19 protein-coding genes are annotated in these 20,528 nt (G+C 73.6%); 9 read left to right on the top strand and 10 right to left on the bottom strand.

Features of this window, described 5'->3' with window-relative positions; translation table 11 throughout:
* Nucleotides 1–66: 66 nt before the first annotated feature.
* Entirely contained in the window at nt 67–540 is a 474-nt protein-coding gene (locus ABT015_RS25025; RefSeq protein ID WP_350882703.1) for a MarR family winged helix-turn-helix transcriptional regulator, read from the bottom strand.
* 116 nt (nt 541–656) lie between these two features.
* Between ABT015_RS25025 and ABT015_RS25020 the strand changes: the two genes are divergently transcribed.
* Entirely contained in the window at nt 657–1,067 is a 411-nt protein-coding gene (locus tag ABT015_RS25020; protein WP_350882701.1) for an organic hydroperoxide resistance protein, read from the top strand.
* A gap of 119 nt (nt 1,068–1,186) precedes the next feature.
* Here the strand turns inward: ABT015_RS25020 and ABT015_RS25015 are convergent, their stop codons facing one another.
* Nucleotides 1,187–1,540 (bottom strand): SHOCT domain-containing protein, encoded by a 354-nt coding sequence (locus ABT015_RS25015; protein WP_350882699.1) that lies wholly within the window; start codon nt 1,538–1,540, stop codon nt 1,187–1,189.
* Nucleotides 1,541–1,696: 156 nt separating this feature from the next.
* Here ABT015_RS25015 and ABT015_RS25010 point away from each other — a divergent pair, with 156 nt between their 5' ends.
* On the top strand, nt 1,697–2,068 hold the full coding sequence (locus ABT015_RS25010; protein WP_350882697.1) for a hypothetical protein: 372 nt from the start codon (nt 1,697–1,699) through the stop codon (nt 2,066–2,068).
* A gap of 10 nt (nt 2,069–2,078) precedes the next feature.
* Here the strand turns inward: ABT015_RS25010 and ABT015_RS25005 are convergent, their stop codons facing one another.
* Together ABT015_RS25005 and ABT015_RS25000 are read right to left on the bottom strand one after the other, a co-directional pair.
* Complete coding sequence (locus ABT015_RS25005; RefSeq protein ID WP_350882695.1) at nt 2,079–2,729, bottom strand: LamG domain-containing protein; 651 nt, start codon at nt 2,727–2,729, stop codon at nt 2,079–2,081.
* 158 nt (nt 2,730–2,887) lie between these two features.
* Nucleotides 2,888–3,517 carry a CBS domain-containing protein gene (locus ABT015_RS25000; protein ID WP_350882693.1) on the bottom strand — a complete coding sequence of 210 codons (630 nt, stop codon included), beginning with the start codon at nt 3,515–3,517 and terminating at the stop codon, nt 2,888–2,890.
* A gap of 328 nt (nt 3,518–3,845) precedes the next feature.
* Between ABT015_RS25000 and ABT015_RS24995 the strand changes: the two genes are divergently transcribed.
* The gene (locus ABT015_RS24995; RefSeq protein ID WP_350882691.1) at nt 3,846–5,696 is read left to right on the top strand and encodes a hypothetical protein; all 1,851 of its coding nucleotides are present in this window, start codon (nt 3,846–3,848) and stop codon (nt 5,694–5,696) included.
* On the opposite strand, the gene ABT015_RS24990 is transcribed toward ABT015_RS24995, so the two are convergent.
* Nucleotides 5,680–6,954 (bottom strand): FAD-dependent monooxygenase, encoded by a 1,275-nt coding sequence (locus ABT015_RS24990; RefSeq protein ID WP_350882689.1) that lies wholly within the window; start codon nt 6,952–6,954, stop codon nt 5,680–5,682. The two genes, ABT015_RS24995 and ABT015_RS24990, sit on opposite strands and share 17 nt — an antisense overlap.
* 136 nt (nt 6,955–7,090) lie before the next feature.
* Between ABT015_RS24990 and ABT015_RS24985 the strand changes: the two genes are divergently transcribed.
* Nucleotides 7,091–7,780, top strand: coding sequence for a TetR/AcrR family transcriptional regulator (locus ABT015_RS24985; RefSeq protein WP_502897401.1), 690 nt, complete (start codon nt 7,091–7,093; stop codon nt 7,778–7,780).
* Nucleotides 7,781–8,067: 287 nt separating this feature from the next.
* Nucleotides 8,068–8,337 (top strand): GlsB/YeaQ/YmgE family stress response membrane protein, encoded by a 270-nt coding sequence (locus ABT015_RS24980; protein ID WP_350882685.1) that lies wholly within the window; start codon nt 8,068–8,070, stop codon nt 8,335–8,337.
* 60 nt (nt 8,338–8,397) lie between these two features.
* On the opposite strand, the gene ABT015_RS24975 is transcribed toward ABT015_RS24980, so the two are convergent.
* Nucleotides 8,398–10,299 carry an APC family permease gene (locus tag ABT015_RS24975; protein WP_350882683.1) on the bottom strand — a complete coding sequence of 634 codons (1,902 nt, stop codon included), beginning with the start codon at nt 10,297–10,299 and terminating at the stop codon, nt 8,398–8,400.
* Between the two features lie 356 nt (nt 10,300–10,655).
* Between ABT015_RS24975 and ABT015_RS24970 the strand changes: the two genes are divergently transcribed.
* From ABT015_RS24970 to ABT015_RS24960, 3 genes are all read left to right on the top strand, one after another.
* Nucleotides 10,656–12,233 (top strand): N,N-dimethylformamidase beta subunit family domain-containing protein, encoded by a 1,578-nt coding sequence (locus ABT015_RS24970; protein WP_350882681.1) that lies wholly within the window; start codon nt 10,656–10,658, stop codon nt 12,231–12,233.
* 260 nt (nt 12,234–12,493) lie between these two features.
* On the top strand, nt 12,494–13,234 hold the full coding sequence (locus ABT015_RS24965; RefSeq protein WP_350882679.1) for a polyprenol monophosphomannose synthase: 741 nt from the start codon (nt 12,494–12,496) through the stop codon (nt 13,232–13,234).
* Nucleotides 13,235–13,349: 115 nt separating this feature from the next.
* Complete coding sequence (locus ABT015_RS24960; protein ID WP_350882677.1) at nt 13,350–14,585, top strand: FUSC family protein; 1,236 nt, start codon at nt 13,350–13,352, stop codon at nt 14,583–14,585.
* 100 nt (nt 14,586–14,685) lie between these two features.
* Here ABT015_RS24960 and ABT015_RS24955 read toward each other — a convergent pair whose 3' ends face one another.
* From ABT015_RS24955 to ABT015_RS24940, 4 genes are all read right to left on the bottom strand, one after another.
* A complete protein-coding gene (locus ABT015_RS24955) occupies nt 14,686–16,677 on the bottom strand; it encodes a phosphocholine-specific phospholipase C (RefSeq protein WP_350882675.1) in 1,992 nt (663 codons plus the stop codon).
* A 14-nt stretch (nt 16,678–16,691) separates the two neighbouring features.
* Nucleotides 16,692–18,125 (bottom strand): endonuclease/exonuclease/phosphatase family protein, encoded by a 1,434-nt coding sequence (locus tag ABT015_RS24950; protein WP_350882673.1) that lies wholly within the window; start codon nt 18,123–18,125, stop codon nt 16,692–16,694.
* Nucleotides 18,126–18,452: 327 nt separating this feature from the next.
* Entirely contained in the window at nt 18,453–18,719 is a 267-nt protein-coding gene (locus ABT015_RS24945; RefSeq protein ID WP_063350689.1) for a metal-sensitive transcriptional regulator, read from the bottom strand.
* Nucleotides 18,720–18,891: 172 nt separating this feature from the next.
* Complete coding sequence (locus tag ABT015_RS24940) at nt 18,892–19,239, bottom strand: PRC-barrel domain-containing protein (RefSeq protein ID WP_387816669.1); 348 nt, start codon at nt 19,237–19,239, stop codon at nt 18,892–18,894.
* 244 nt (nt 19,240–19,483) lie between these two features.
* On the opposite strand from ABT015_RS24940, the gene ABT015_RS24935 reads away from it, so the two are divergent.
* Nucleotides 19,484–20,314 (top strand): SAM-dependent methyltransferase, encoded by an 831-nt coding sequence (locus ABT015_RS24935; RefSeq protein WP_402452990.1) that lies wholly within the window; start codon nt 19,484–19,486, stop codon nt 20,312–20,314.
* The last annotated feature ends 214 nt before the right edge of the window (nt 20,315–20,528 follow it).

Below are 20,528 nucleotides of genomic sequence, written 5' to 3'. Positions count from 1 at the left end.
GCCCGGACACACGTGACCCACGTCACAGGTCGCGGGCCGTCCGATTTGACAGGGCGGATGCCGCGACTACGGCGCCGGCTCCACCACCGCCGAGTCCAGCGCGGCGGTCACCCGCTCCAGCAGTACGCGCAGCGCGGCCAGGTCCTCGACCGGCAGCCCGGTCGCGTCGAACAGCCGGCGCGGCACCCGTCCGGCCCGCTCGCGCAGGGCGGAGCCCTCGGCGGTGAGGCTGACGGTGACCGACCGCTCGTCGTCCGGACTGCGCTCGCGCCGCACCAGTCCGGCCGCCTCCAGCCGCTTGAGCAGCGGGGAGAGCGTGCCGGAGTCGAGCCGCAGGCGCTCGCCGATCCGCTTGACGGGCAGGTCGCCGTCCTCCCAGAGCACGAGCAGGACGAGGTACTGGGGGTAGGTGAGCCCGAGGTCGCGCAGCAGCACCCGGTAGACGCCGCCGAAGGCGCGGGAGGCCGCGTTCAGCGAGAAGCAGATCTGCTGGTCGAGGCGGAGCAGTTCCTCGTCCGCCATGCCGGGGAGCGTGGTCATGACTCCATGGTACCGATCACCCTCACGCCATTTAGTTGTGCGCAATTGAATTGCGTGCTCTACTTATCTCCGGAGGGCGGCCCCGCGGCCGCCGGAACACACGAAGGGAACCGACCATGGACGCGCTCTACACCGCAGCCGCCACCGCCAACGGCCGGGAGGGCCGCGCCGTCAGCTCCGACGGGCAGCTGGACCTCGCGCTGGCGATGCCGCCCGCGCTCGGCGGCAGCGGCCAGGGCACCAACCCCGAGCAGCTGTTCGCGGCCGGCTACGCGGCCTGCTTCGCCAGCGCCCTCGGCCTGGTCGGCCGCCAGGCCCGGGTCGACACCAGCGAGGTCTCGGTCACCGCCGAGGTATCCATCAGCAAGGACGGCGCCGGTTTCGGCCTGGCCGTCGTGCTGCGCGTCGAGCTGCCCGAGGCGCTCGCGGACGGGACCGGCGAGCAGCTGGTCAAGCAGGCGCACGAGGTCTGCCCGTACTCGCGCGCCACCCGCGGCAACATCCCGGTCGAGCTGGTCGTCGAATAGGCCCAGCAGGCCACGCACGCCGGGTAGGCCGAACGGGCTACGCAAACGCCGGCCAGGCCGCCACCGCGGACGGGCTCGCCACACGCACCACCGTGTGGCGGGCCCGTCCGCGCCCCGGCTCAGCCGTCACCCGGCCCGTTCACCGAGCGCAGCGTGTCGAGCCGGTGCCGGTACTCCTCGGTGTCGATCTCGCCGCGCGCGAACCGCTCCGCGAGCAGTTGCTCGGGCGTCGGCCCGCCCACGGCGCCGTGCGGTGCGCCCCACCCCGGCCCCGCCGCACCCGAAGCCGCCAGGCCCGGGCCCGCACCCGGACCCGCCGGGCCGTGCGGCAGCGGTCGGCGCGACCGCGACAGGTACCGGAACAGGGCGATGGCGGCGAGCACCAGCACCAGCAGGACCAGCAGAGTCATGACCGCCATCACGCCGATGCCCCAGCCACCCAGGACGTGGCCGTGTCCGTGCCAGTACCTCATCGGGACCTCCTCCTCCGGCCCCGCAACCGGGGCCCGCCGAGGTGACCAGCGCCTCACCACCATCGTGCGCCCGCACCGGGCCGAAGCGCCCTGAAGAAAGCCTGAGAAAACGTTCCGGCGCTCAGCGCCCGGCCCACCGGGGTAGCGTTGACGCCCATGAACCACCACCCACCGGCCGACGACCGCTCGCCCGAGCAGCTCGTCGCGGCCGGGGTGCTGCGGCGCCACGGGGACCACCGCCCCCTCCCCGCGCTCGGCCACTCCCCGATCAGCTACGTCTCCACCGCGCTCTGGGCCGAACTCACCGCGCTCGCCATCGCACCGCCCGCGGCCGACGCGACCGCCACCGCCCTGCTGCACGCCATCGCCGCACGCGCCGTGGACGCGGCCCTGGCCCCCGGCAACGAACGCGCCCCGCGCGACGACCTGTACGTGACCCACCCCGCGCACATCGGCGCGCACCGCCGGACGGTCTGGTTCCAGCGCTCCGGTCCGCGCGGCCCGGTCACCGCCACCTTCGCCCCGTGAGGCGGGACGCTCAGCGCTCGACCTGAAGGCTGTGGCAGACCCAGCTGAGCCGGTCCGGCCCCTGCAGCGGCGGCCGGTCGTGGTACGTGCCGTCCGCGACGGACAGGTTGACGATCAGGTACGCCTGCCAGCTGGGGCCGACCCCGTGCAGGTCCGCGTAGACCAGCTCGTCCTCGACGTACCAGTCCACCGAGTTCGCGCCGAGCACGACCCGCAGGTCGAAGGTCGCCCCGGGCGCGATCCCCGAGCCGGCGCCGTGCCAGTACCGGTACCCGCCCCGTACGTGGTTGGAGAACTCCAACAGGTCCGGATGGTCGGGGTGGTACTCGAAGAGGTCGACCTCGTTGCCGCCGTTCCGCCAGGTCCAGAGGGCCGGCCAGGCGCCCAGCCCGACGGGCAGCGTGATGCGTGCCGACAGCTGGTCGCCGGTGCGGGCCTGGAAGCCGTCCGGACTGCCCTCGGTGGTGAGCAGGTTGCACGTCCAGAGCCCGCCGACGAGCCGCCGGGTGGCGCTGAACACGCCGCCCGGGCAGTAGCCGCGGCCGAGGTAGTCGAGCTTGTGGTCGCCCCGGTTGGTCGGCCCCATCCGCGGGTAGGCACTGCTGCGCCCCGCGGTCCACTGTCTGGTCGAAGTGAAGTCCGCGTCGAACACGACCGCCACGGCCGCCTCCCCTGTGCTCCGGCGCCCCGGCAGTTCGACCCGCCAGGCACACAGGGTGAGTTACCCGCTACGCTCCGCAGTATGCGGAGCGGGACGCTCGGGCCGGAGCAGCGCGCAGCGGTCGGATCTACGGATCGACAGATCGCAGGATCGCCGGATCAGCCCACCGGAGCGGCCGCCCCGCCCGCACCGAGCCGGTCGGTGACCGAGACCACGCCGTCCACCGAGCGGCACAGGTTGAGCACGATCGGGACCAGGTACGGCTCGGGCACCGTACCGCTGAGCACCACCCGGCCCTGATCGACCTCGACGCCGATCTCCGCCGGACTCACCCCGTCGATCCGGCCGAGCACCTCCTCGACGATCTCCCGGCGGATCACCACGTCCTCGCGCAGGAACACCCGCAGCAGGTCCCCGCGACTGACCATGCCGGTCACCCGCCCGTCCTCGTCCAGCACCGGCAGCCGCTTCAGCCCGTGCCGGCTCATCAGCCGGGCCGCCGCGACCACACTGGTCCCGGGGGTCGTGCAGACCGGCTGCCCGGTCATCAGGTCGGCCGCGGTCACGGCACCGCCCGGACCGGCCTGGGCCGCCTCGGGGGCGGGCAGCAGCGCGCCCGGATCCTCCTGCGCGGCCAGCGTGCGCAGCAGGTCGGCCTCGGAGACGATCCCGAGCGGGCGCCCCTGCGCGTCCACCACCGGCACCCCGGTGATGTCGTACTCGGTCAGCAGCGCGACGATCTCCCGGAAGCCGGTCTCGGGCGCGACCCGGACCACGGGGCTGGTCATCACTGATTCGACGGTGGCATGCCGCACGCCGGTTCACCTCGTCCACGACACTCTTGCGGCCGGGCACGGATCGTCCCGGCCGGTACCGGCAGCATCGCGCCCGGCGGCACCGGCCGCCAGGGGCCAAGGGGCTGAACGGGTGGGACCTTGGGCCCGCCCGCCGAACACGGATCCGACACCGCACCGAACCGACACCTCCGAACCGGCAACCCGGCAACCCGGTGACCCGGTGACCCGGACGGCGCAACCATCACATGATCGACTCGTTGGACCGTCCACCACGACAGCACGCACGGCATCCGGGGAGGGCACGTTGGCAGGACGGACGATGGGCACGGCATCGCCTGCGCAGGGCGCCGCGCCGCGCCCGGTGGCCCAGGCCGAGGCCGCGCTGGTGCGCCACTACCGCAGGCTGGCCCGGCTGGCGTACCTCGCGCTGCCCGCCGACCGGGACCGGCACAGCCGGGTGCTGGCCGCGCACGCGACCGTCCAGCGCGCCCTGCCCTCCCGCTGGACCCGCCCGGCCGGCCCGTCGGCGGCGGACCAGGACCCGGTGTACGCCGCACTGCGCCTGCGGGTGCTGCACGCCGCGCTGCGGCCGCACCCCGCGCGGCGGCTGCCCGCTCCCCGGATCTGGGGACTGCGGCTGTTCACCCCGCACGGCGGCGAGGAGGACGCGGCGCTGGACCACGCACTCGCGGCCCTCGACGCCCCCGCCCGGGCGGCCTTCGCCCTGCGCGCGGTCGAGGGGCTGACACCGGAGCAGGCGGCCGGGGCACTGCGGCAGGCCGGGGTCGAGCACCCCGAGGCGGCCGTCGCGGCGGCGGCCGGCGTGACCGCCGGGACGGACCCGGAGCCGCCCGCCTTCGACCCGTGCGCGGTGCGGGTCCAGCCCACCGACCTGCTGCGCCGCCGCCGGACGTGGAGCGCCGCGCTGCTGGTCGTCCTGCTCGGACTCAGCACGACGGCGGCCGTGGTGGCCGACTCCGGGCCTGCCGCGCCCGCGGCCCGCCCCGCGCCCGCCCCGTCCGGCACCGCGGCCGACCCGGCCCGCCTGACCCGGGTCGAGCCGGACCGGTGGCAGCACACCGCGCGGGTCGACTTCACCGCCTGGCCCGCCCGCGGCGACCGCCGCGACGACGGCGCACTGCTCGGCCGCGCCCTGGCCGCCTGGGAGCGGCCCGGCCCGCAGACCCGCGCCGAGCCGGGCGTGGACGCCACGCCGCCCGTCGCCCCGCCCACACTGCTGTTCGCCGGAACGGTCGACGGCACCGCCGTGGTGGTGCTGTTCGACGGCCGGCGGCTCGCCCGCTACACCGACGGGCGCGACGGAGGTCTGGACCTCGCCCGGGCCGACGACTCGGACGTGACCACGGCGGGCGCGGTGGTGCTGCGCCGCCAGGGCACCGCCGTGCGCTATCTGCTGGCCCCCTGGGTGGACGCCGCCGAGACCCGCCGGATCGACCAACCCGACTCCCCCGCGCGGACGTTGGACCACCCTGACGGGGTCACGGCGGCGGTCCCGGGCGGCGGGCTCGCGGACTGCCACGGCGCCACGGTGCTCCAGCTGCACTCCTCCCCCGCCATCGCGGAGAAGCACGCCTTCCTGCTGACCGACCTCGGCGGGCTCGTCCCCGCGCACCTCACCTACTCCCCGCCGCCGGACCGCACCCAGCCGGCCCGCGAGCCGCGCGAGGCCACCGGCCAGGACGCGCTGCTGGCCTGGGCCCGCGCGGGCTGCGCCGTCCCGGACGGCACGCCGGGCGTCAAGCAGCTCAACCTGTGGGCCTTCGCGGTGCAGCCGCTGCCGCAGAACGCGGGCTCGGCGTCCTGGGTCTGCCTGCGCGCCGACCGCTGGACCGGTGAGGGCAGCGCCGCCACCGCCGTCCTGCTGCCGACCGCCCGCGGCCCGCAGCGCACCGGCGGCGGCCCGGGGCGGGCGTGCAGCCGGTTCGAGCAGGACGTCGTCGGCTGGGCCTGGTGGCGATCCCCGCAGGGGGCGGAGTTCCTGCTCGCGGCGGGCAGCCGGCGGATCACCCGGCTCGCCGTCAAGGGCCCGGACTGGTCCGCCGACCGGCCCGCCCCGGACCACACGCTGGCCGTCGAGCGCCCGGCCCGGGCGACCGTCCAGGTGGAGGCGGCCCTGGACGGCGGCGCCCGGATCAGCCCGCCGCACTGAACCGACCGGCCGACTCGCGCGCGTACTCCGGCAGCTCGCCCTCCAATCGCTCGTTGCCCGGCAGCTCGCTCTCAAGCGGCTCGTACTCCGGCAGCTCGTAGTGCGGCAACTCGACGCCGGAGACCTGCTTGCCCAGCTCCAGCATCCGGTTCAGCACCCAGCGCCGGTTCAGCAGCCCGTTGCGCACGCGCAGTCCGGTGGCGGTGCGCGGCGCCAGGAACGGGCCGGTGCGGTCCCCGCCCTTCTGGCAGCCCTCGGCGTAGCCGCGCAGCAGCTGCTCGTACCGGGCGAAGGCGGTGCGGTGGTCGCCGCGGGCCCGGGCCAGTTCGCCGGCCAGGACGTACGCGGCCACCACGGCGGTGCCGGTGCCCATGCCGCCGATGGTGGCCCCGCAGGCCGCGTCGCCGAGCAGGGCGACCCGGCCGCTGGACCAGGTGGGGACGTCGGCGCGGCTGATCGAGTCGAAGTAGAGCTCGGGGGCGTGCCGCAGGCTCTCCAGCAGGCGCGGCACCTGCCAGCCGAGGCCCGCGAAGGCGTCCCGCACCAGGGCCTTCTGCTGCTCCTGATCGTGGCGGTCGTAGCGCAGTTCGGGCGAGGCGAAGAGGCAGAAGGCGCCCGCGCGGGCCGGGTCGCGGTGGTCGGCGCCGATCGAGGCGAGCCGGCCGGGGACGTTGAGGCCGACCGAACCGGGCGGCAGGCCGAGGTCGTTGGGGAACTGCCAGGTGGCCGCGTAGTAGCCGAGGTGGCGGACGTAGCGCTGCTCAGGGCCGAAGGCGAGCCGGCGGACGTTGGAGTGCAGCCCGTCGGCGCCGATCACCAGGTCGAACTCGCGCGGCGCGCCGTGCCGGAAGGCGGCCCGCACACCGCCCGGGGTCTCCTCCAGGGCGGTGATCGAGTCGCCGAAGACGTACTCGGCGCGGGTGCGGCTGTGCCGGTACAACAGCTGGGCGAGCTCGCCGCGCGGGATCTCCAGCTCGCCGCCCGCGAACTCGGCGGGCAGGTGCAGGAGTCGGCGGCCGTCGGCGCCGAGGAAGGTCATCGGGCTGCCGCCGGTGTCGAGCGCGCGCAGTTCGTCGAGGACGCCCATCCGCTCCAGCACCGTCAGGTGGGTGCGGCCGCGGAAATCGACGTTCTGGCCGCCGCCGCGCAGCGCCGGGGCGCGTTCGACGACGGTGACCTCGAAGCCGTACCGGCCGAGCCAGTGCGCCAGGGCGGGGCCTGCGATGCTCGCACCCGAAATCAGGACCTTGGTACTCATGGGAAACCACTCCGTCCGAGAGGATCGAGAAACTGTGTCCAGCGGATACTGTTTGCCGCTGTGTACGGTAGACGCAGTTAGGTCGGACGAGCAACCCCCAGAACGGGAGCGGAATGTGAGCGAGGCGGCGAACGACATGGTGCGGCTGCTCTGGGGCCCCCCGGCCAAGCCCACCCGCGGGCCGAAGCCGGCCCTCAGTCTGGAGCGGATCGCGGCGGCGGGCGTCGAGATCGCGGACGCCGAAGGCCTCGGCGCGGTCTCGATGCAGAAGGTCGCCGGGCTGCTCGACTTCACCAAGATGTCGCTCTACCGCTACGTGCCCGGCAAGGCCGAACTCGTCGCCCTGATGGTCGAGGCCGCCGTCGGCGAGCCCCCGCAGGACCGGAACGCCCACGACTGGCGGTCCCAACTGACCGCCTGGGCACACCACTTGACCGAGTCGTTCGGCCGCCACCCGTGGCTGCTCGACGCCACCGTCGGCCCCCGGGTGATGGGCCCGAAGGAACTCACCTGGCTGGAACGGGTGGTGACCGCCCTCGACGGCCACGGACTGACCGGCCCCGAACGGATGGACGCCGCCGTCCTGCTCGCCGGACACGTCCGCAGCATCGCCCAGCAGTCCCGCGCCGCCGGGCCCGACGGCTCCCCCGAAGCCGAACTCCTCACCGCCCTGGGCACACTGGTGCACCAGCACGCCGACCGCTACCCCGCCCTGGCCGCCGCCATGACCGGGGAGAACGGACGCGATCAGGCCCTGGACTTCGGCCTGGACCGCATCCTCGACGGCCTGGCCGCCCTGATCACCCACCGCGCGGGCACCGCCTGACGCCTCCGGCCCTGCCCCCGCCGCGCCGCGCCTCGCCTCGCCTCGCGAGGAAATCCGATGGGCCCGCCGCCGTCGAGGCGGCACTGGAGCGCTGAGGGCCGGCCGTCAGGAGACGCGCTTCGGCTGCCAGGAGTCGTCGGTCAAGCTCGGGACCGAGCGGGTGCAGCCGGATCCGTAGAAGCTCCCGACGTGCCCGTTCGGCCGATCCGGGCGATCATGGGACGAACCGCGTCTCGGCGATTCGGCGCACCGGTGTCAGTCCGGCGGCGCCCGGAAGGTGGACTGCGATGTTCCAGCTCCTGTGGATTCTGCTCATCGGCTTCGTGCTGGGCGTACTGGCCAAGCTGATCCTGCGCGGGCCGCAGTCGATCCCCTGGTGGCTGACGATGCTGCTCGGCGCCGCCGGGGCGTGGCTCGGCAACGCCGTCTCCGGATGGATCGGCGTCCGCCACACCTCGGGCATCGACTGGATCCGGCACCTTCTCCAACTCGGCTTCGCCGTCGCCCTGGTGGCCTTCGTCGCCCCGGCCTGGACCAAGTCCCACCCGAGCCGCTGACCCGGACGACCCGGCCCCCGATGGCAGGAGGCGGCCGACGCGTTCGGCGGGGAGGTGCCGTCAGCCGACGTGCACGGCCGGGCGGCGGCTGCGGTCGGGTTCGGCCTCGCGCAGGACTTCGCGGGTGACGGGGGCGATCTCGCCCTGGCCGAAGAGGAAGAACCTGAGGAACTGGGCGAAGGGGTTGCCCTCGGTCCACTCGAAGTAGATGTGCGGCTGCTGCCCGGTGAGGTCCCGCACCCGCAGCAGCAGGGCGGCCAGCGCGTTCGGCACGCTGGAGCTCTGCAGCGTCAGCACCCGGTAGCGGTCGTGCAGCACCTCGCCGCGCACGGTCAGTTCGGCCTCGAAGTCGGACGGGTCGAGCACGGTGACCTCGACGAAGACCAGGTCGTCCTCGGGCGGGATGTCGTTGTCGGCGCGGATCTGGCGCATCTTGTCGCGGTACTCGGCGAGATCCCGGCTGTTCGGCTCGTTGGCGATCAGCCGCAGCGGGCGGTGCATGTAGTCCCGGACGAAGCGTTCGGCGACGACGTCGAGCACCACGTCGGTGACGCGCAGCTCGAAGGCCCGCTTGAGCCGGGAGAGGAAGGAGACCAGCATGATGCCGGCGATGAAGCAGCCGCCGATCTTGACGCCGTCCGGCCGCTCGGCGATGTTCACGGCCGTGGTGTAGAGGAAGACCCCGGCGATCACGGCGAAGCCGACCGTCCTGCGGCGCTGCCCGGACTTGTGGGCGGCGATGGTGACGGCGATGGCGGCCGAGCTGATCAGCACCAGCACGCCGGTCGCGTACGCGCCGCCCTGGGCGTCCACGTTGGCGTCGAACAGCCAGGTGACCAGGAAGGCGATCAGGGTGAGGACGATCACGGTGGGGCGCACCGCGCGGGCCCAGTGCGGGGCCATGCCGTAGCGGGGCAGGTAGCGCGGCATCAGGTTGAGCAGTCCGGCCATCGCGGAGGCGCCCGCGAACCAGAGGATGGCGATGGTGGACAGGTCGTAGACGCTGCCGAAGGTGTTGCCGAGGTTCTGGTGGGCGAGGTAGGCGAGGGCTCGCCCGTTGGCCTGGCCGCCGGCCTTGAAGGCGTCCGCGGGGATCAGCAGGGTGGTGATGAAGCTGGTGGTGATCAGGAAGCAGCTCATGATCGCGGCCGCGGTGGTGAGCAGCTTGCGGGCGCCGCGGATCCGGCCGGTGGGCTTCTCCTCGGTGTCGTCCGGGTCGCCCTCGATGTGCGGCATCACGGCGACGCCGGTCTCGAAGCCGGACAGGCCGAGCGCGAGCTTCGGGAAGACGATCAGTGCGACGCCGATCATCGCGATCACGCTGCCGTGCTCGGTGGTGAGCGCGGCGGTCCAGTCGCCGACGACGTGCGGGGCCTTCAGCACGTGCCAGAGTCCGTTGGCCACCACCACGACGTTCAGCGCGAGGTAGACCGCGACCAGGACGACGGCGATGCCGATCGCCTCGCTGAAGCCCTTGAGGAAGACCCCGCCGAGCAGGGCCACCATGATGAGGGTGATCGTCACCTGCCTGCCGGTCAGCACGCTGTGCAGATGCGGGTTCTCCACCAGGTGCGCGGTCGCGTCGGCGGCGGACAGGGTGATGGTGATCATGAAGTCGGTGGCCGCGAAGCCGAGCAGCGTGAGCACGAAGAGCTTGCCCTGCCAGAACGACAGCAGCCGCTCCAGCATCGCGATCGAGCCCTGGCCGTGCGGGCTCTCCTGGGCGACCCGCCGGTAGACGGGCAGGGCGCCGAGCAGGGTGACGACCACCAGCACGATGGTCGCCAGCGGCGAGAGCAGGCCGGCGGCGAGGGCGGCGATGCCGGGCTGGTAGCCGAGCGTGGAGAAGTAGTCGAGGCCGGTCAGGCACATCACCCGCCACCAGCGCTGGCCCTTGACGTGCGGCGCCTCGGCGTGCGGGCCGGGGTGCTGCTTGGCCATGTCGGACAGGCCTTCCAGCATCCACGCCCGGAACCTCGCACCGTGGGTCGCGGGCGCCACCCCCGGATCGGCCGAACCCGACGACACCACGTGCACCCCTGTCCACCAGTCGGCCGGCCGCGCTCGGCTCCGGCCCCCCGAAGGCCGCCGGACGGCGGGCCTGGTCAGGCTAGGGGACCGGATCGGTGCCGCCGGGGAGCAGCGCGTCCGGACACGCCAGGGTGCCCCGGACGGCCCTCAGCGGTGGCGGGCGGCGCCCCGCCGTGCTGCTCGTCCCGGCGCGGCGGGCTGCACGCACTGCCCGGAACCGGCGAGGATGTCCGCGCGATCGACGGATGCGCGCGGGTTTGCCGTGGACGGACACCAGGGAGGCAGCGGTGGCGGAACCGAGTCGGCGGGGGATTCTGGGCCTGGGCCTGTTGGCGGCGGCCACCGCCTCCTGCGGCACCCGCCACCCGGACCCCGCCCCGCACTCCTCGTCCGACGGCCCGGCACCGAGCCCCTCCCCCGACGGCCCCGCCCCGACCGCCGACGCCCAGCACGTGGGCGTCCCGCCGGAGCAGTCCCTGCCCGGCACGCCCGACTGGGAGATCACCGACCCCGGCCGCGCCGACGCCGTCGAGGGCTTCGCCGACCGGGTCAGCGTGCTGCCCGGTGAGCAGTTCGGCCTGCACGTCTCCACCCCGGCCGCCGCCTTCACCGTCTCCGCCTACCGCATCGGCTGGTACGACGGCGCCCGCGCCCGACTGGTCTGGCGCCGTGAGCACGTCCCGGGCGGCCGGCAGCCCGCCCCGCACGTGGACCCGACGACCAGGACGGTGCTGACCGGTTGGCAGCGCACCCTCGCCGTGGACACCACCGGCTGGCCCGAGGGCGCCTACCTGCTGCGTCTGGACGCCGAGGACGGCTCCGGCCAGCGCTACGTCCCGCTCACCGTCCGCTCCGCCGCCACCGCCGGCCGGACGGTCGTGATGAGCGCCCCCGCCACCTGGCAGGCGTACAACGAGTGGGGCGGGTACAGCCTCTACAACGGCCCCACCGGCGGCCTGGCCACCCGCTCGCTGCGGGTGGTCTTCGACCGGCCCTACGACTTCGACCACGGCGCCGGGCTGTTCCTGGTGTACGAGGCGCCGCTGGTCGCGCTCGCCGAGCGGCTCGGGCTGCCGCTCGCCTACACCACCGGGATCGACGTGGCCCGGGAGCCCGGGCTGCTGCGCGGCGCGAGCGCCGTCCTCTCGCTCGGCCACGACGAGTACTGGTCCCCCGAGCAGCGCGCCCAGGTGGTCGCGGCCCGGGACGCCGGCACCAACCTGGCGATCCTGGGCGCCAATTGCTGCTTCCGCCGGGTCCGCTTCGAGCCCTCGGAACTGGGCCCGGACCGGACGGTGGTCTGCTACAAGGACGCGTGGGCGCAGGACCCGGGCCACCAGGCCGGCGCCCCGGCGACCACCGACTTCCGGGCCGGCCCGGGCGCCGACCCGGAGAGCTCGATGCTCGGCGTGATCTACGACGGCTACCCGGTGGACGCCCCGTACGTGGTCGGCTCGCCGGAGCACTGGGCGTTCGAGGGCACCGGCGTCGCCGCCGGGGCGTCGTTCCCGCACCTGGTCGGCGTCGAGTACGACCGGGTGGACACCGCCTTCCCCACCCCGCGTCCGATCGAGGTGATCGCGCACTCCCCCGTGGTCTGCGAGGGCCGCCGCTCGCACTCCGACACCGCGTACTACACCGTGCCGGGCGGCGCCGGGGTGTTCGCCTCCGGGACGATGCGCTGGGTGGAGGCCCTGGACGCGCACGGGCCCGGGGGCGGCAGCGCCGACCACGGGATCGACGCACGGGCCGGGGACCTGGTCCGCCGGGTCACCGAGAACGTCCTGCGCACCTTCGCCGCCGGCCCGGCCGGACCGACCCACCCGGCCCGGGACAACCTCGCGTCCGTCTACGGCGGGGCGTAGACACCCTGGGCCCACCGGTCGAGGAACCGTCGAAGAAATTTCCCGGGACGACGGATCGGGCGGTGACGCGGCGCCCCGGGCACGCATCGCGGTCGAACGGTTTTCCGGACCGTGGCCGGCCGTGCCCAGCCCGTCACCCGGGGCGAGGAACCGTCCGCCACACCGATACACTCACACGGTCTCATCCACCGCAGGTCGTCAAGGACAACCGTCCGGCGTGGCACGGGTGCCGGCCGGAAAGGGCACGAGGGAAACAGAACATGGTCGAGGCCTCCCCGAAGGTCGTTGTCGTCGTCCCCACGTACAACGAGCGGGAGAACCTTCCGGTCCTCGCGGGTCTTCTCGCGGACCTCCCGGTACCGGGCCTGCACCTGCTGGTGGTCGACGACAACTCGCCGGACGGCACCGGCGAGATCGCGGACAAGCTCGCCGCCGAGTCCGGCGGCACCGTCGGCGTGCTGCACCGCACCGAGAAGGACGGCCTCGGCCGCGCCTACCTGGCCGGCATGGCCCGGGCCCTGGACGAGGACGCCGACGTCGTGGTCCAGATGGACGCCGACCTCTCGCACCCGGCCTCGGCGATACCCGCGATGGTCGAGGCCCTGCTGGCCGACGACACCGCCGTGGTGCTCGGCTCCCGCTACGTGCCCGGCGGTTCGACCGCCGCGGAGTGGCCCTGGCACCGCAAGGCCCTGTCCGCCTGGGCCAACCTCTACGTCAACACCATCCTCGGCCTGGGCGTCCGGGACGCCACCGCCGGTTTCAAGGCCTGGCGGTCGAGCACCCTGCGGGCGATCGACCTGCCGACCGTGCAGAGCAGCGGGTACTCGTTCCAGGTCGAGATGAACTACCGGGTCGTCCAGCGCGGCCTGACGATCCGCGAGGTGCCGATCCGCTTCGAGGAGCGGATCGAGGGCGCGTCGAAGATGAGCATCGGGGTGCAGGTCGAGTCGGCGCTGGCGCCCTGGAAGCTGCGGCTGAACCGCCAGGACCCGCGGTAGGGCGTGGCCCGCCGGACCGTGGCCCTCGCCCGGGTCGAGGGCAGGGCCAGGGCATACGGGTGCCGGTCGGGCGGCTCGGCGGTGTGAAGGGCGACCAGGGGGAAAGAAGGGCGACATGCCCCTTCTCCCGGAGTCCCTCACGGCCCTGATCCGCCGCGGTGCCCGAGAACCCTTCGTCGTCCAGACCGTGCGGGCCACCGTGGCCGCCACCCTCGCCTTCGCGGTGGCCACCCGCCTCAGCAGCGAGCCGGCCCCGCTGACGGCCCCGCTCACCGCGCTGCTGGTCGTGCAGGTCACCGTCTACTCGACGCTCAAGACCAGCATCCGCCGGGTCAACTCGGTGGTGGTCGGCGTGCTGATCGCGACCGGCTTCAGCGCCGTGGTGGGGCTCTCCTGGTGGAGCCTCGGGCTGATCATCCTGGCGTCGCTGGTCGTCGGCCGGTTCGTCCGGGTCGAGGAGTTCGTCCAGGAGGTCGCGATCAGCGCCATGCTGATCCTCGGCGTCAGCGGGCTCGCCTCGCAGGCCTGGGACCGGGTGCTGGAGACGCTGATCGGCGCCGCCGTCGGCCTGCTGTTCAACCTGCTGTTCGCCCCGCCGGTCTGGGTGGACACCGCCGGGGAGTCGATCGAGGACCTCGCCCGGCGGGCCCGCCAGCTGCTGCTGGACATCGCCGAGCAACTGGGCCGTCCGACCCCGGTCGCCCGGGCCGCCGAGCAGCTGCACGAGGCCCGCCGGCTCGACCACGCCATCGCCGACGTGGACGTGGCACTGCGCCAGGCCGAGGACAGCCTGCGGCTCAATCCGCGGATCAACGACGGGCTGCTGTCCCGGCTGGTGCTGCGCACCGGGCTGGACACCCTGGAGATCTGCGTGGTGGTGATCCGGGTGCTGGCGCGCTCGCTGACCGACCTGGCCAAGCGGCGCGCGCCCGGCGAGCGGCTGTTCCCGCCGGACGTCGCGGTGGGCCTGGAGGAACTGCTGGCGCACGTCGGCGGGGCCATGGTCAGCTTCGCGGTGCTGGTCACCACCCAGGTGAGCCGCAGCGCCGAGGAGGCGGAGCGGCGGCTGACCGCCGAGCTGGCCGCGGCCTGGACCTGCCGGGAGAACGTCGCCCAGGTACTGCTGCAGAAGGTGCGGGAGCACCCGGAGGCCTGGCAGTTGCACGGCTCGATACTGGCCGAGGTGGACCGGATCCTGGACGAACTGGACCTGGAGCACCGCAGCCGGCGGCTGATGGAGGAGCTGGACCGGGCCTCGGTGGCGAGCCGGGAGCGGTTCTCGCGGTTCGCCGGGCTGCGCCGGTTCGTCCGGGGCGAGCGGGCGCGCCCGGCGGTGCGGGCCGGGCGCTGACCCTGCGTCGGACTCCGGGGGGGGTCGAGGGTCAGAAGGGGGACCACGGCCGGGGGTCACCGGTTCGGCGCCCCCGGCCCGCGGCCCGCCCGCTACCGGGTCAGTGCACCCAGCCCGCGTAGCGCTGCACGAAGCGCAGGCCGGTGTGGGCGGTGACGACGACGTCGTAGCGGCCCTGCTTGTCCAGCGGCCAGGACAGGTTCACCTGCTGCCCGGGCTTGACCCGGACGGTCTGGGCGGTGCCGGCGAAGTCGTTGGGCGCGGCGGTGAAGGAGACGTCGGTCATGCCGTCGTTGGCCACCTGCAGGGTGAGCCGCACGCTGCCGTGCAGGTCGGCGGTGACGATCGGCACGCCGACGTCGTTCTGGCCGTCCTGCCCGTCCCGGACCACTGTGCCGGCGAAGCGGCGGACGAAGCCGTCCGGGCCGTGGACGGTGAAGTCGTAGCGGCCGTTGGTGGTGGCGGCGTCCCAGACGTACCGGGCGGTGGCGCCGGGGGCGACGGTGTACGGGGTGCCCGCGAAGGGCAGCGCGATGTTCGGGTAGACGGTGTACGGGAAGGCCACCGAACCGTCGTTGCTCATCGTGCAGGTGACCTTGCCGGTCTTGCGGTCCACCTCCACGTCGGCCCACGGCTGGTAGGGCAGCGGGCGGTGCGGGCGCTCGCCGCGTTCCTGGACGGGCATCGCCTGGGCTCCGACCGCCGGGAGGGCGACGCCGGGCAGCTTGGTGCCCGCGTCGGCCTTGGCCATCAGGGCCGTGGTGTCGGGCAGCGACGGGACGGACTGGTTCGGCGCGGCGAAGTCGAAGCAGCTGGTGAGGTCGCCGCAGACGGACCGGCGCCAGGCCGAGATGTTCGGCTCGGCGACACCCGTGACCAGCTCCATGAAGCGCAGCACGGAAGTGTGGTCGAAGACCTGGGAGTTGACCCAGCCGCCGCGCGACCAGGGCGAGACGACCCACAGCGGGACGCGGTTGCCGAGGCCGATGGCGCGGCCCTGGGTGAACTCCTCGGGGGTACCGGCCTCGGGGGTGGGCGGGACCATGTGGTCGAAGTAGCCGTCGTTCTCGTCGTACATGACCAGGAAGACGGTGTGCTGCCACACGGCCGGGTTGGACATCAGCGACTGGAGGGCCTGGTTGACCCAGTGCGCCCCGTACGCCGGGCCGGCCTCCGGGTGCTCGGAGAAGAGGTAGGGGGCGACCAGCCAGGAGATGGTCGGCAGGGTGCCGTCCTTGCAGTGGCGGTCGAAGGCGGCCGGGTCGAACTTGGTCATCGCGTTGATGTAACGCGGGTCGGTGGGCGGGAAGTTGTGGAACTGCTTGAAGTAGGAGAGGGCGTTGTCGTCGTAGTCGCCGGTGCGGTCGTCCTTGCTGGGGTTGTGGTAGACCCGCCAGCTGACGCCGGCCTGCTCCAGGCGCTCGGCGTAGGTGGTCCAGTCGGCGACGGGGTTGTCGGTGACCGGGGTGTTGTCGATCCACGGCCCGGTGGTGCCGTCGCGGCCGGGGCCGGAGGTGCCCGTCCAGAGGTAGAGCCGGTTGGGGTCGGTCGGGCCGGCGAGGGAGGTGAAGTAGGCGTCGCAGAGGGTGAACGCGTCGGCCAGGGCGTACTGGTAGGGGATGTCGTCCCGGGTGAAGTAGCCCATGGTGCGCTCGCCCTTGGCGGCGATCCACTTGTTCATCGCGCCGTTGTTGATCGCCTGGTGGCCGGTCGCCCAGTCGTGGGGCAGGCCGCCGGCGTTCTGCGCGTTGTACTTCGAGGTGTCCATCCGGTACGGCAGCATCGCGCCGCCGTCGCTGCGACGGCTGTCCGGCTGGCGGAACACGTCGGCGCCGTCCGGGAACTGGAGCGCCTGCTTGTCGCCGAAGCCGCGGACGCCACTGAGCGTGCCGAAGTAGTGGTCGAAGCTGCGGTTCTCCTGCATCAGCACGACGACGTGCTTGACGTCCTTGATGGTGCCCGTCAGCCGGCCGGAGGCGGCAGGGGCGGCGGCGGGAGCGGCCTCGGCGGGGGCGGTGCCCAATCCGGTCAGGGCGGTGGCGCCGACGGCCGCGGTGGCGCCGACGAAGGTGCGGCGGGAGAGCTCGGACATCACGAACTGGCCTCTCAGAGCTGGAAAGTGGCGACGGCGGCGGCGGTGTCGGAGGGCCACTCGTTGGCGGCGGTGTTCGGCTCGGGCTGCGGCCAGTCGGCGACCAGGGAGTGCGCCTCGACCAGCTTCAGCGGGCCCGCGTACTGGACGTAGTCGATGCGGTCCTGCGGCTCGGGCTTGGCGCCGCGCTGCTTGCGGGTGGGCGACCAGGTCGCGCCCGGGAACCTGACCGGGTCGCGGTGCTCCTCGCGGAAGGTGTCAGTCAGCCCCGCGCCCTGAAGAGCCACGCTGACGGGCCAGTTGAGCGCCCCGACGCCGCCGTGCGCGGCGGCGGTGGCCGCCGTCCAGTCCAGGTGGGACGGCGAGGAGAGGGCACCGGCGAGCACCACCGGAGTCCGCCGGGCGATGTCCGCGCGCACCGCGGCGGCCAGGGCCCTGGCCTGCTTCAGGCGGAGCGAGGCGGTCTCGGCCGCCTCCGTCTGGGCGGCCGTCCGACCGTCCTGGAGCGCGTACGGGCCGTAGCCGGCCTCGTCGAGGTGCGCGGCCCAGAACCGGACGGCCCGGCCGCCGGGAAGCTGCACGGTGGCCCCGGCGGCGGGCAGGTCGGCGGTCGGCGGGGTGACGTCGGCGAGCGGGTAGCGGCTCAGGATGCCGACGCTGCCGGGGCTCTGGTAGGCGTACCAGCCGAGCGCGTCGGCCAGGGTCTTCGCCCGCTCACCGGCGGTCTCCTGGAGGGCCAGCACGTCCAGGCCCTGGGCGAGGACGACCCGCAGCTGCTTCTCCAGCGCGTCGGTGTACCCGGCGCCGGCGTCGTGCAGGTTCCAGCTGGCGGCCTTGAGGCGCGGCGGCGCGGCGGGGTCCACCACGGGGATCAGGACGGTGACGGTGTCGACGGCACCCGCGCTGTCCTTGACACCGACGACGGCCACCTCGGGGCTCTTGCCCGCCGCGGGCGCGGTGCCGGTGAGCGTGCCGTCGGCGGTGACGTTCAGCCAGGACGGCCCGCTGACCTTGCGGAAGGCGGCGGTCCCCGCCGGGTTGCCGGCCGGGCGGGACCAGAGGCCGCCGAGCTTGACGGAGACCGCCGAGCCGGGGGCGACGGGCGCGGTGGTGAGGGCGTCCACGGCGCTGTGCGGGCGGACGACGGCCGGCTTGGCGCGGAAGCTGAACGGGGCCGTCTGGGCGAGGACGCCGTAGCCGTCCTTGGCGAGCAGGTAGGCGGTGTACGGGCCGCCGGTCAGCGCGGAGGTGTCGAGCTGGAGGTCGCCGGAGGTGCCCGGGACGTACTTCCAGACGAGGGAGCTGCCGTTGCCGGGCTGGCGGCCGCCGTCGTACACGCCGACCCAGTTCTTGGCGTCGGGGGCGTCGGTCGTCCAGTGGAAGGTGAGCCGGTCGCCTTCGGTGGGGTTGGCGGAGGAGGTGAGGGTCAGGGCGCTGCCTGCGGCCACGGTTGTCCTGTCCGCCGCCCGGGGGCCGGTCCGCCGGGGGTCGGCGCCGGGCCCGCGCGCGGCTGGTCACGGAGGCTGGGGAAGGGAAGGCCCGGCAGTTGGCTGTACAACTGTGGGCGGCCCTCATTCATCCGAAAGTCAGCGACCGGGACGTGAACGGCGTGTGACGGCCCATCGGGCGGTTCGGGAACTCCGTGGCGGGCGGCGGGAACCCCTGACGGAAACCCCGGAGGCCGGAAGCGCAGGAGGGCCGCGACGGGATCCGCCGCGGCCCTCCTGCGCTGCTGCGTTGCTGCGCCTCTCTTGGCTTCTTCTTGGCTTCTCGGCCTATGCCAGGGCGAGGAACAGCTTCTCCAACTCGGCCTCGCTCATCGGCGGAGTGTCCTCGTCGGAGACGGCCATGCACTGGCGCATGCCGCTGGCCACGATCTTGAACCCGGCCCGGTCCAGGGCGCGCGAGACCGCCGCGAGCTGGGTGACCACGTCCTTGCAGTCACGGCCCGCCTCGATCATCGCGATCACCCCGGCCAACTGGCCCTGGGCACGGCGCAGCCGGTTCAGGACCGCGCCGACCGACTCCTCGTCCACCTGCATGTCCGGGCCGCCTTTCGCATCGACTGTCGACTGACAACTGTACCCGGCGGGGTATCCATTCCAGGGGCAGGGCGATGCGGGCGGGGGCACCGGGGTGTTCGGTGGTCCAGCGGCGGTGTTCAGCGGCTTTGCTCAGCGGCTTTGCTCAGCGCCGATGTTCAGCGAACTGTGTTCAGCGACGGGCGAGGCGGCGCTCGCCACCGGCGCCGGTCTCGTACGGGAGCCCGTAGTGCGCGAACACGGCCGGTTCCTCCTCGGCGGGCAGGACGTCGTCGGTGCCGATCGACGGCGCCTGCTTGACCTGGCTCTTCGGGAACGCCACCTGGACGTAGTCCGGCCCGACGACGGCCCCGTCGAGCGGGACGAACACCAGACGGCGCTTGGCCACCAGGCCGACCGTGACGGTGGCGAAGAACGGCTGGTCGGTGGCCGTCTCCACGTAGACGGACTCCAGCGAGCCGATGCGGTGGCTCTTCTCGTCGACCACGGCGTGGCCGCGCCATTCGCGGATGTCTGCCATAGCGATCACCACAGCGTCGGACCTCCTGTTCCCCGGTCTTTGCGCTTCCGTCGCCCGGCGACGGTTCGCCGCCGGGACCTCCCATCCTCCGCCGGGACGACCGGGGGCGCGCGATGGGCGACGAAAACGGACATACAGGGGTGACCTGGCCAACCGCCACCAGGGCCGTGACCTGGGCTTTAGGCTGTCCGCCGAGGGAATTGCAAGCAGATCATCCGATCGTCAACAGACGGAGGCGGCGGCCGTGGGACACGACGACCTGTGGGAGTCCGGCGAGGCCGGAACCCCGGCCGACCTGCGGCCCGACATCCCGCACCCGGCCCGGATGTACGACTACTACCTCGGCGGGAAGGACAACTTCCCCGCCGACCGGGCCGCCGCCGAGAAGGCGCTCGCCGCCAATCCGGAGTTCCGCTCCACCGCACGGGCCAACCGCGGCTTCCTCACCCGCGCGGTGCGCTGCGTCGCCGGCCTCGGCATCGACCAGTTCCTCGACGTCGGCACCGGCATCCCCACCGCCGGCAACACCCACGAGATCGCCCAGGCCGCCAGTCCCGGGGCGCAGGTCGTCTACGTCGACAACGACCCGATCGTGCTCAGCCATGCCCGCGCCCTGATGTCCGGCACGGGCCCGGGGCGGACCGCCGTCCTCCAGGCCGACCTGCGCGAGCCGTCCGCCGTACTCGCCGCCGTCGAGGCCGCGGGGCTCCTCGACCTCTCCCGACCGGTCGGCCTCGTCCTGGCCGCCGTCCTGCACTTCCTGCGCGACGAGGACAAGCCCCACCAGGCGGTCGACACGCTGATGGACGCGCTCCCCTCCGGCAGCCACCTCGTTCTCTCGCACGGCACCGCCGACTTCATCCCCGCCGAGGTCCGCGACCGCGTCACCGGCATCTACGACAAGGCCACCGCCCCCCTCGTCGGCCGCACCCGGGACGAGGTCCGCGCCTTCTTCGACGGCCTCGACCTCCTCGACCCCGGCGTCACCACCGTCCCCCTCTGGCGCCCCGACACCGCCCCCGCCCCCGGCGCCGACCGCGTCAGCATCTACGGCGCGGTGGGGCGCAAGCCCTGACGGCTCCCCCCGAACGAATATACCGACCGGTCTACAGACTCTTTCCTGCCCGAAGCCCCGGCCCTCCCTGAACAACCGCTGATCCGACGATTCCGCCCTGCGCACAGGAAGTCGAACCCGCGATTCTGCTGGCGAAGTGGTTCGGGGTGGCTGTGGGACAGTAAGTGCCTGCCGGTTGGGGTGGGTTGGCTGTTTGTGGGGGTGGGTTGTGCTG

The organism is Kitasatospora sp. NPDC094016 (assembly GCF_040304045.1).
Taxonomy (GTDB): domain Bacteria; phylum Actinomycetota; class Actinomycetes; order Streptomycetales; family Streptomycetaceae; genus Kitasatospora.
The sequence above is the reverse complement of the archived record's forward strand: the minus strand, read 5'-3'. Positions and strand labels throughout refer to the sequence as shown.

Excerpts from the sequence above, each read along its gene's own strand:
- ABT015_RS25025 (WP_350882703.1), bottom strand. The coding sequence starts at position 540 with ATGACCACGCTCCCCGGCATGGCGGACGAGGAACTGCTCCGCCTCGAC.
- ABT015_RS25020 (WP_350882701.1), top strand. The coding sequence starts at position 657 with ATGGACGCGCTCTACACCGCAGCCGCCACCGCCAACGGCCGGGAGGGC.
- ABT015_RS25015 (WP_350882699.1), bottom strand. The coding sequence starts at position 1,540 with ATGAGGTACTGGCACGGACACGGCCACGTCCTGGGTGGCTGGGGCATC.
- ABT015_RS25010 (WP_350882697.1), top strand. The coding sequence starts at position 1,697 with ATGAACCACCACCCACCGGCCGACGACCGCTCGCCCGAGCAGCTCGTC.
- ABT015_RS25000 (WP_350882693.1), bottom strand. The coding sequence starts at position 3,517 with ATGACCAGCCCCGTGGTCCGGGTCGCGCCCGAGACCGGCTTCCGGGAG.
- ABT015_RS24995 (WP_350882691.1), top strand. The coding sequence starts at position 3,846 with ATGGGCACGGCATCGCCTGCGCAGGGCGCCGCGCCGCGCCCGGTGGCC.
- ABT015_RS24990 (WP_350882689.1), bottom strand. The coding sequence starts at position 6,954 with ATGAGTACCAAGGTCCTGATTTCGGGTGCGAGCATCGCAGGCCCCGCC.
- ABT015_RS24985 (WP_502897401.1), top strand. The coding sequence starts at position 7,091 with ATGGTGCGGCTGCTCTGGGGCCCCCCGGCCAAGCCCACCCGCGGGCCG.
- ABT015_RS24980 (WP_350882685.1), top strand. The coding sequence starts at position 8,068 with ATGTTCCAGCTCCTGTGGATTCTGCTCATCGGCTTCGTGCTGGGCGTA.
- ABT015_RS24975 (WP_350882683.1), bottom strand. The coding sequence starts at position 10,299 with ATGCTGGAAGGCCTGTCCGACATGGCCAAGCAGCACCCCGGCCCGCAC.
- ABT015_RS24965 (WP_350882679.1), top strand. The coding sequence starts at position 12,494 with ATGGTCGAGGCCTCCCCGAAGGTCGTTGTCGTCGTCCCCACGTACAAC.
- ABT015_RS24960 (WP_350882677.1), top strand. The coding sequence starts at position 13,350 with ATGCCCCTTCTCCCGGAGTCCCTCACGGCCCTGATCCGCCGCGGTGCC.
- ABT015_RS24955 (WP_350882675.1), bottom strand. The coding sequence starts at position 16,677 with ATGTCCGAGCTCTCCCGCCGCACCTTCGTCGGCGCCACCGCGGCCGTC.
- ABT015_RS24945 (WP_063350689.1), bottom strand. The coding sequence starts at position 18,719 with ATGCAGGTGGACGAGGAGTCGGTCGGCGCGGTCCTGAACCGGCTGCGC.
- ABT015_RS24940 (WP_387816669.1), bottom strand. The coding sequence starts at position 19,239 with ATGGCAGACATCCGCGAATGGCGCGGCCACGCCGTGGTCGACGAGAAG.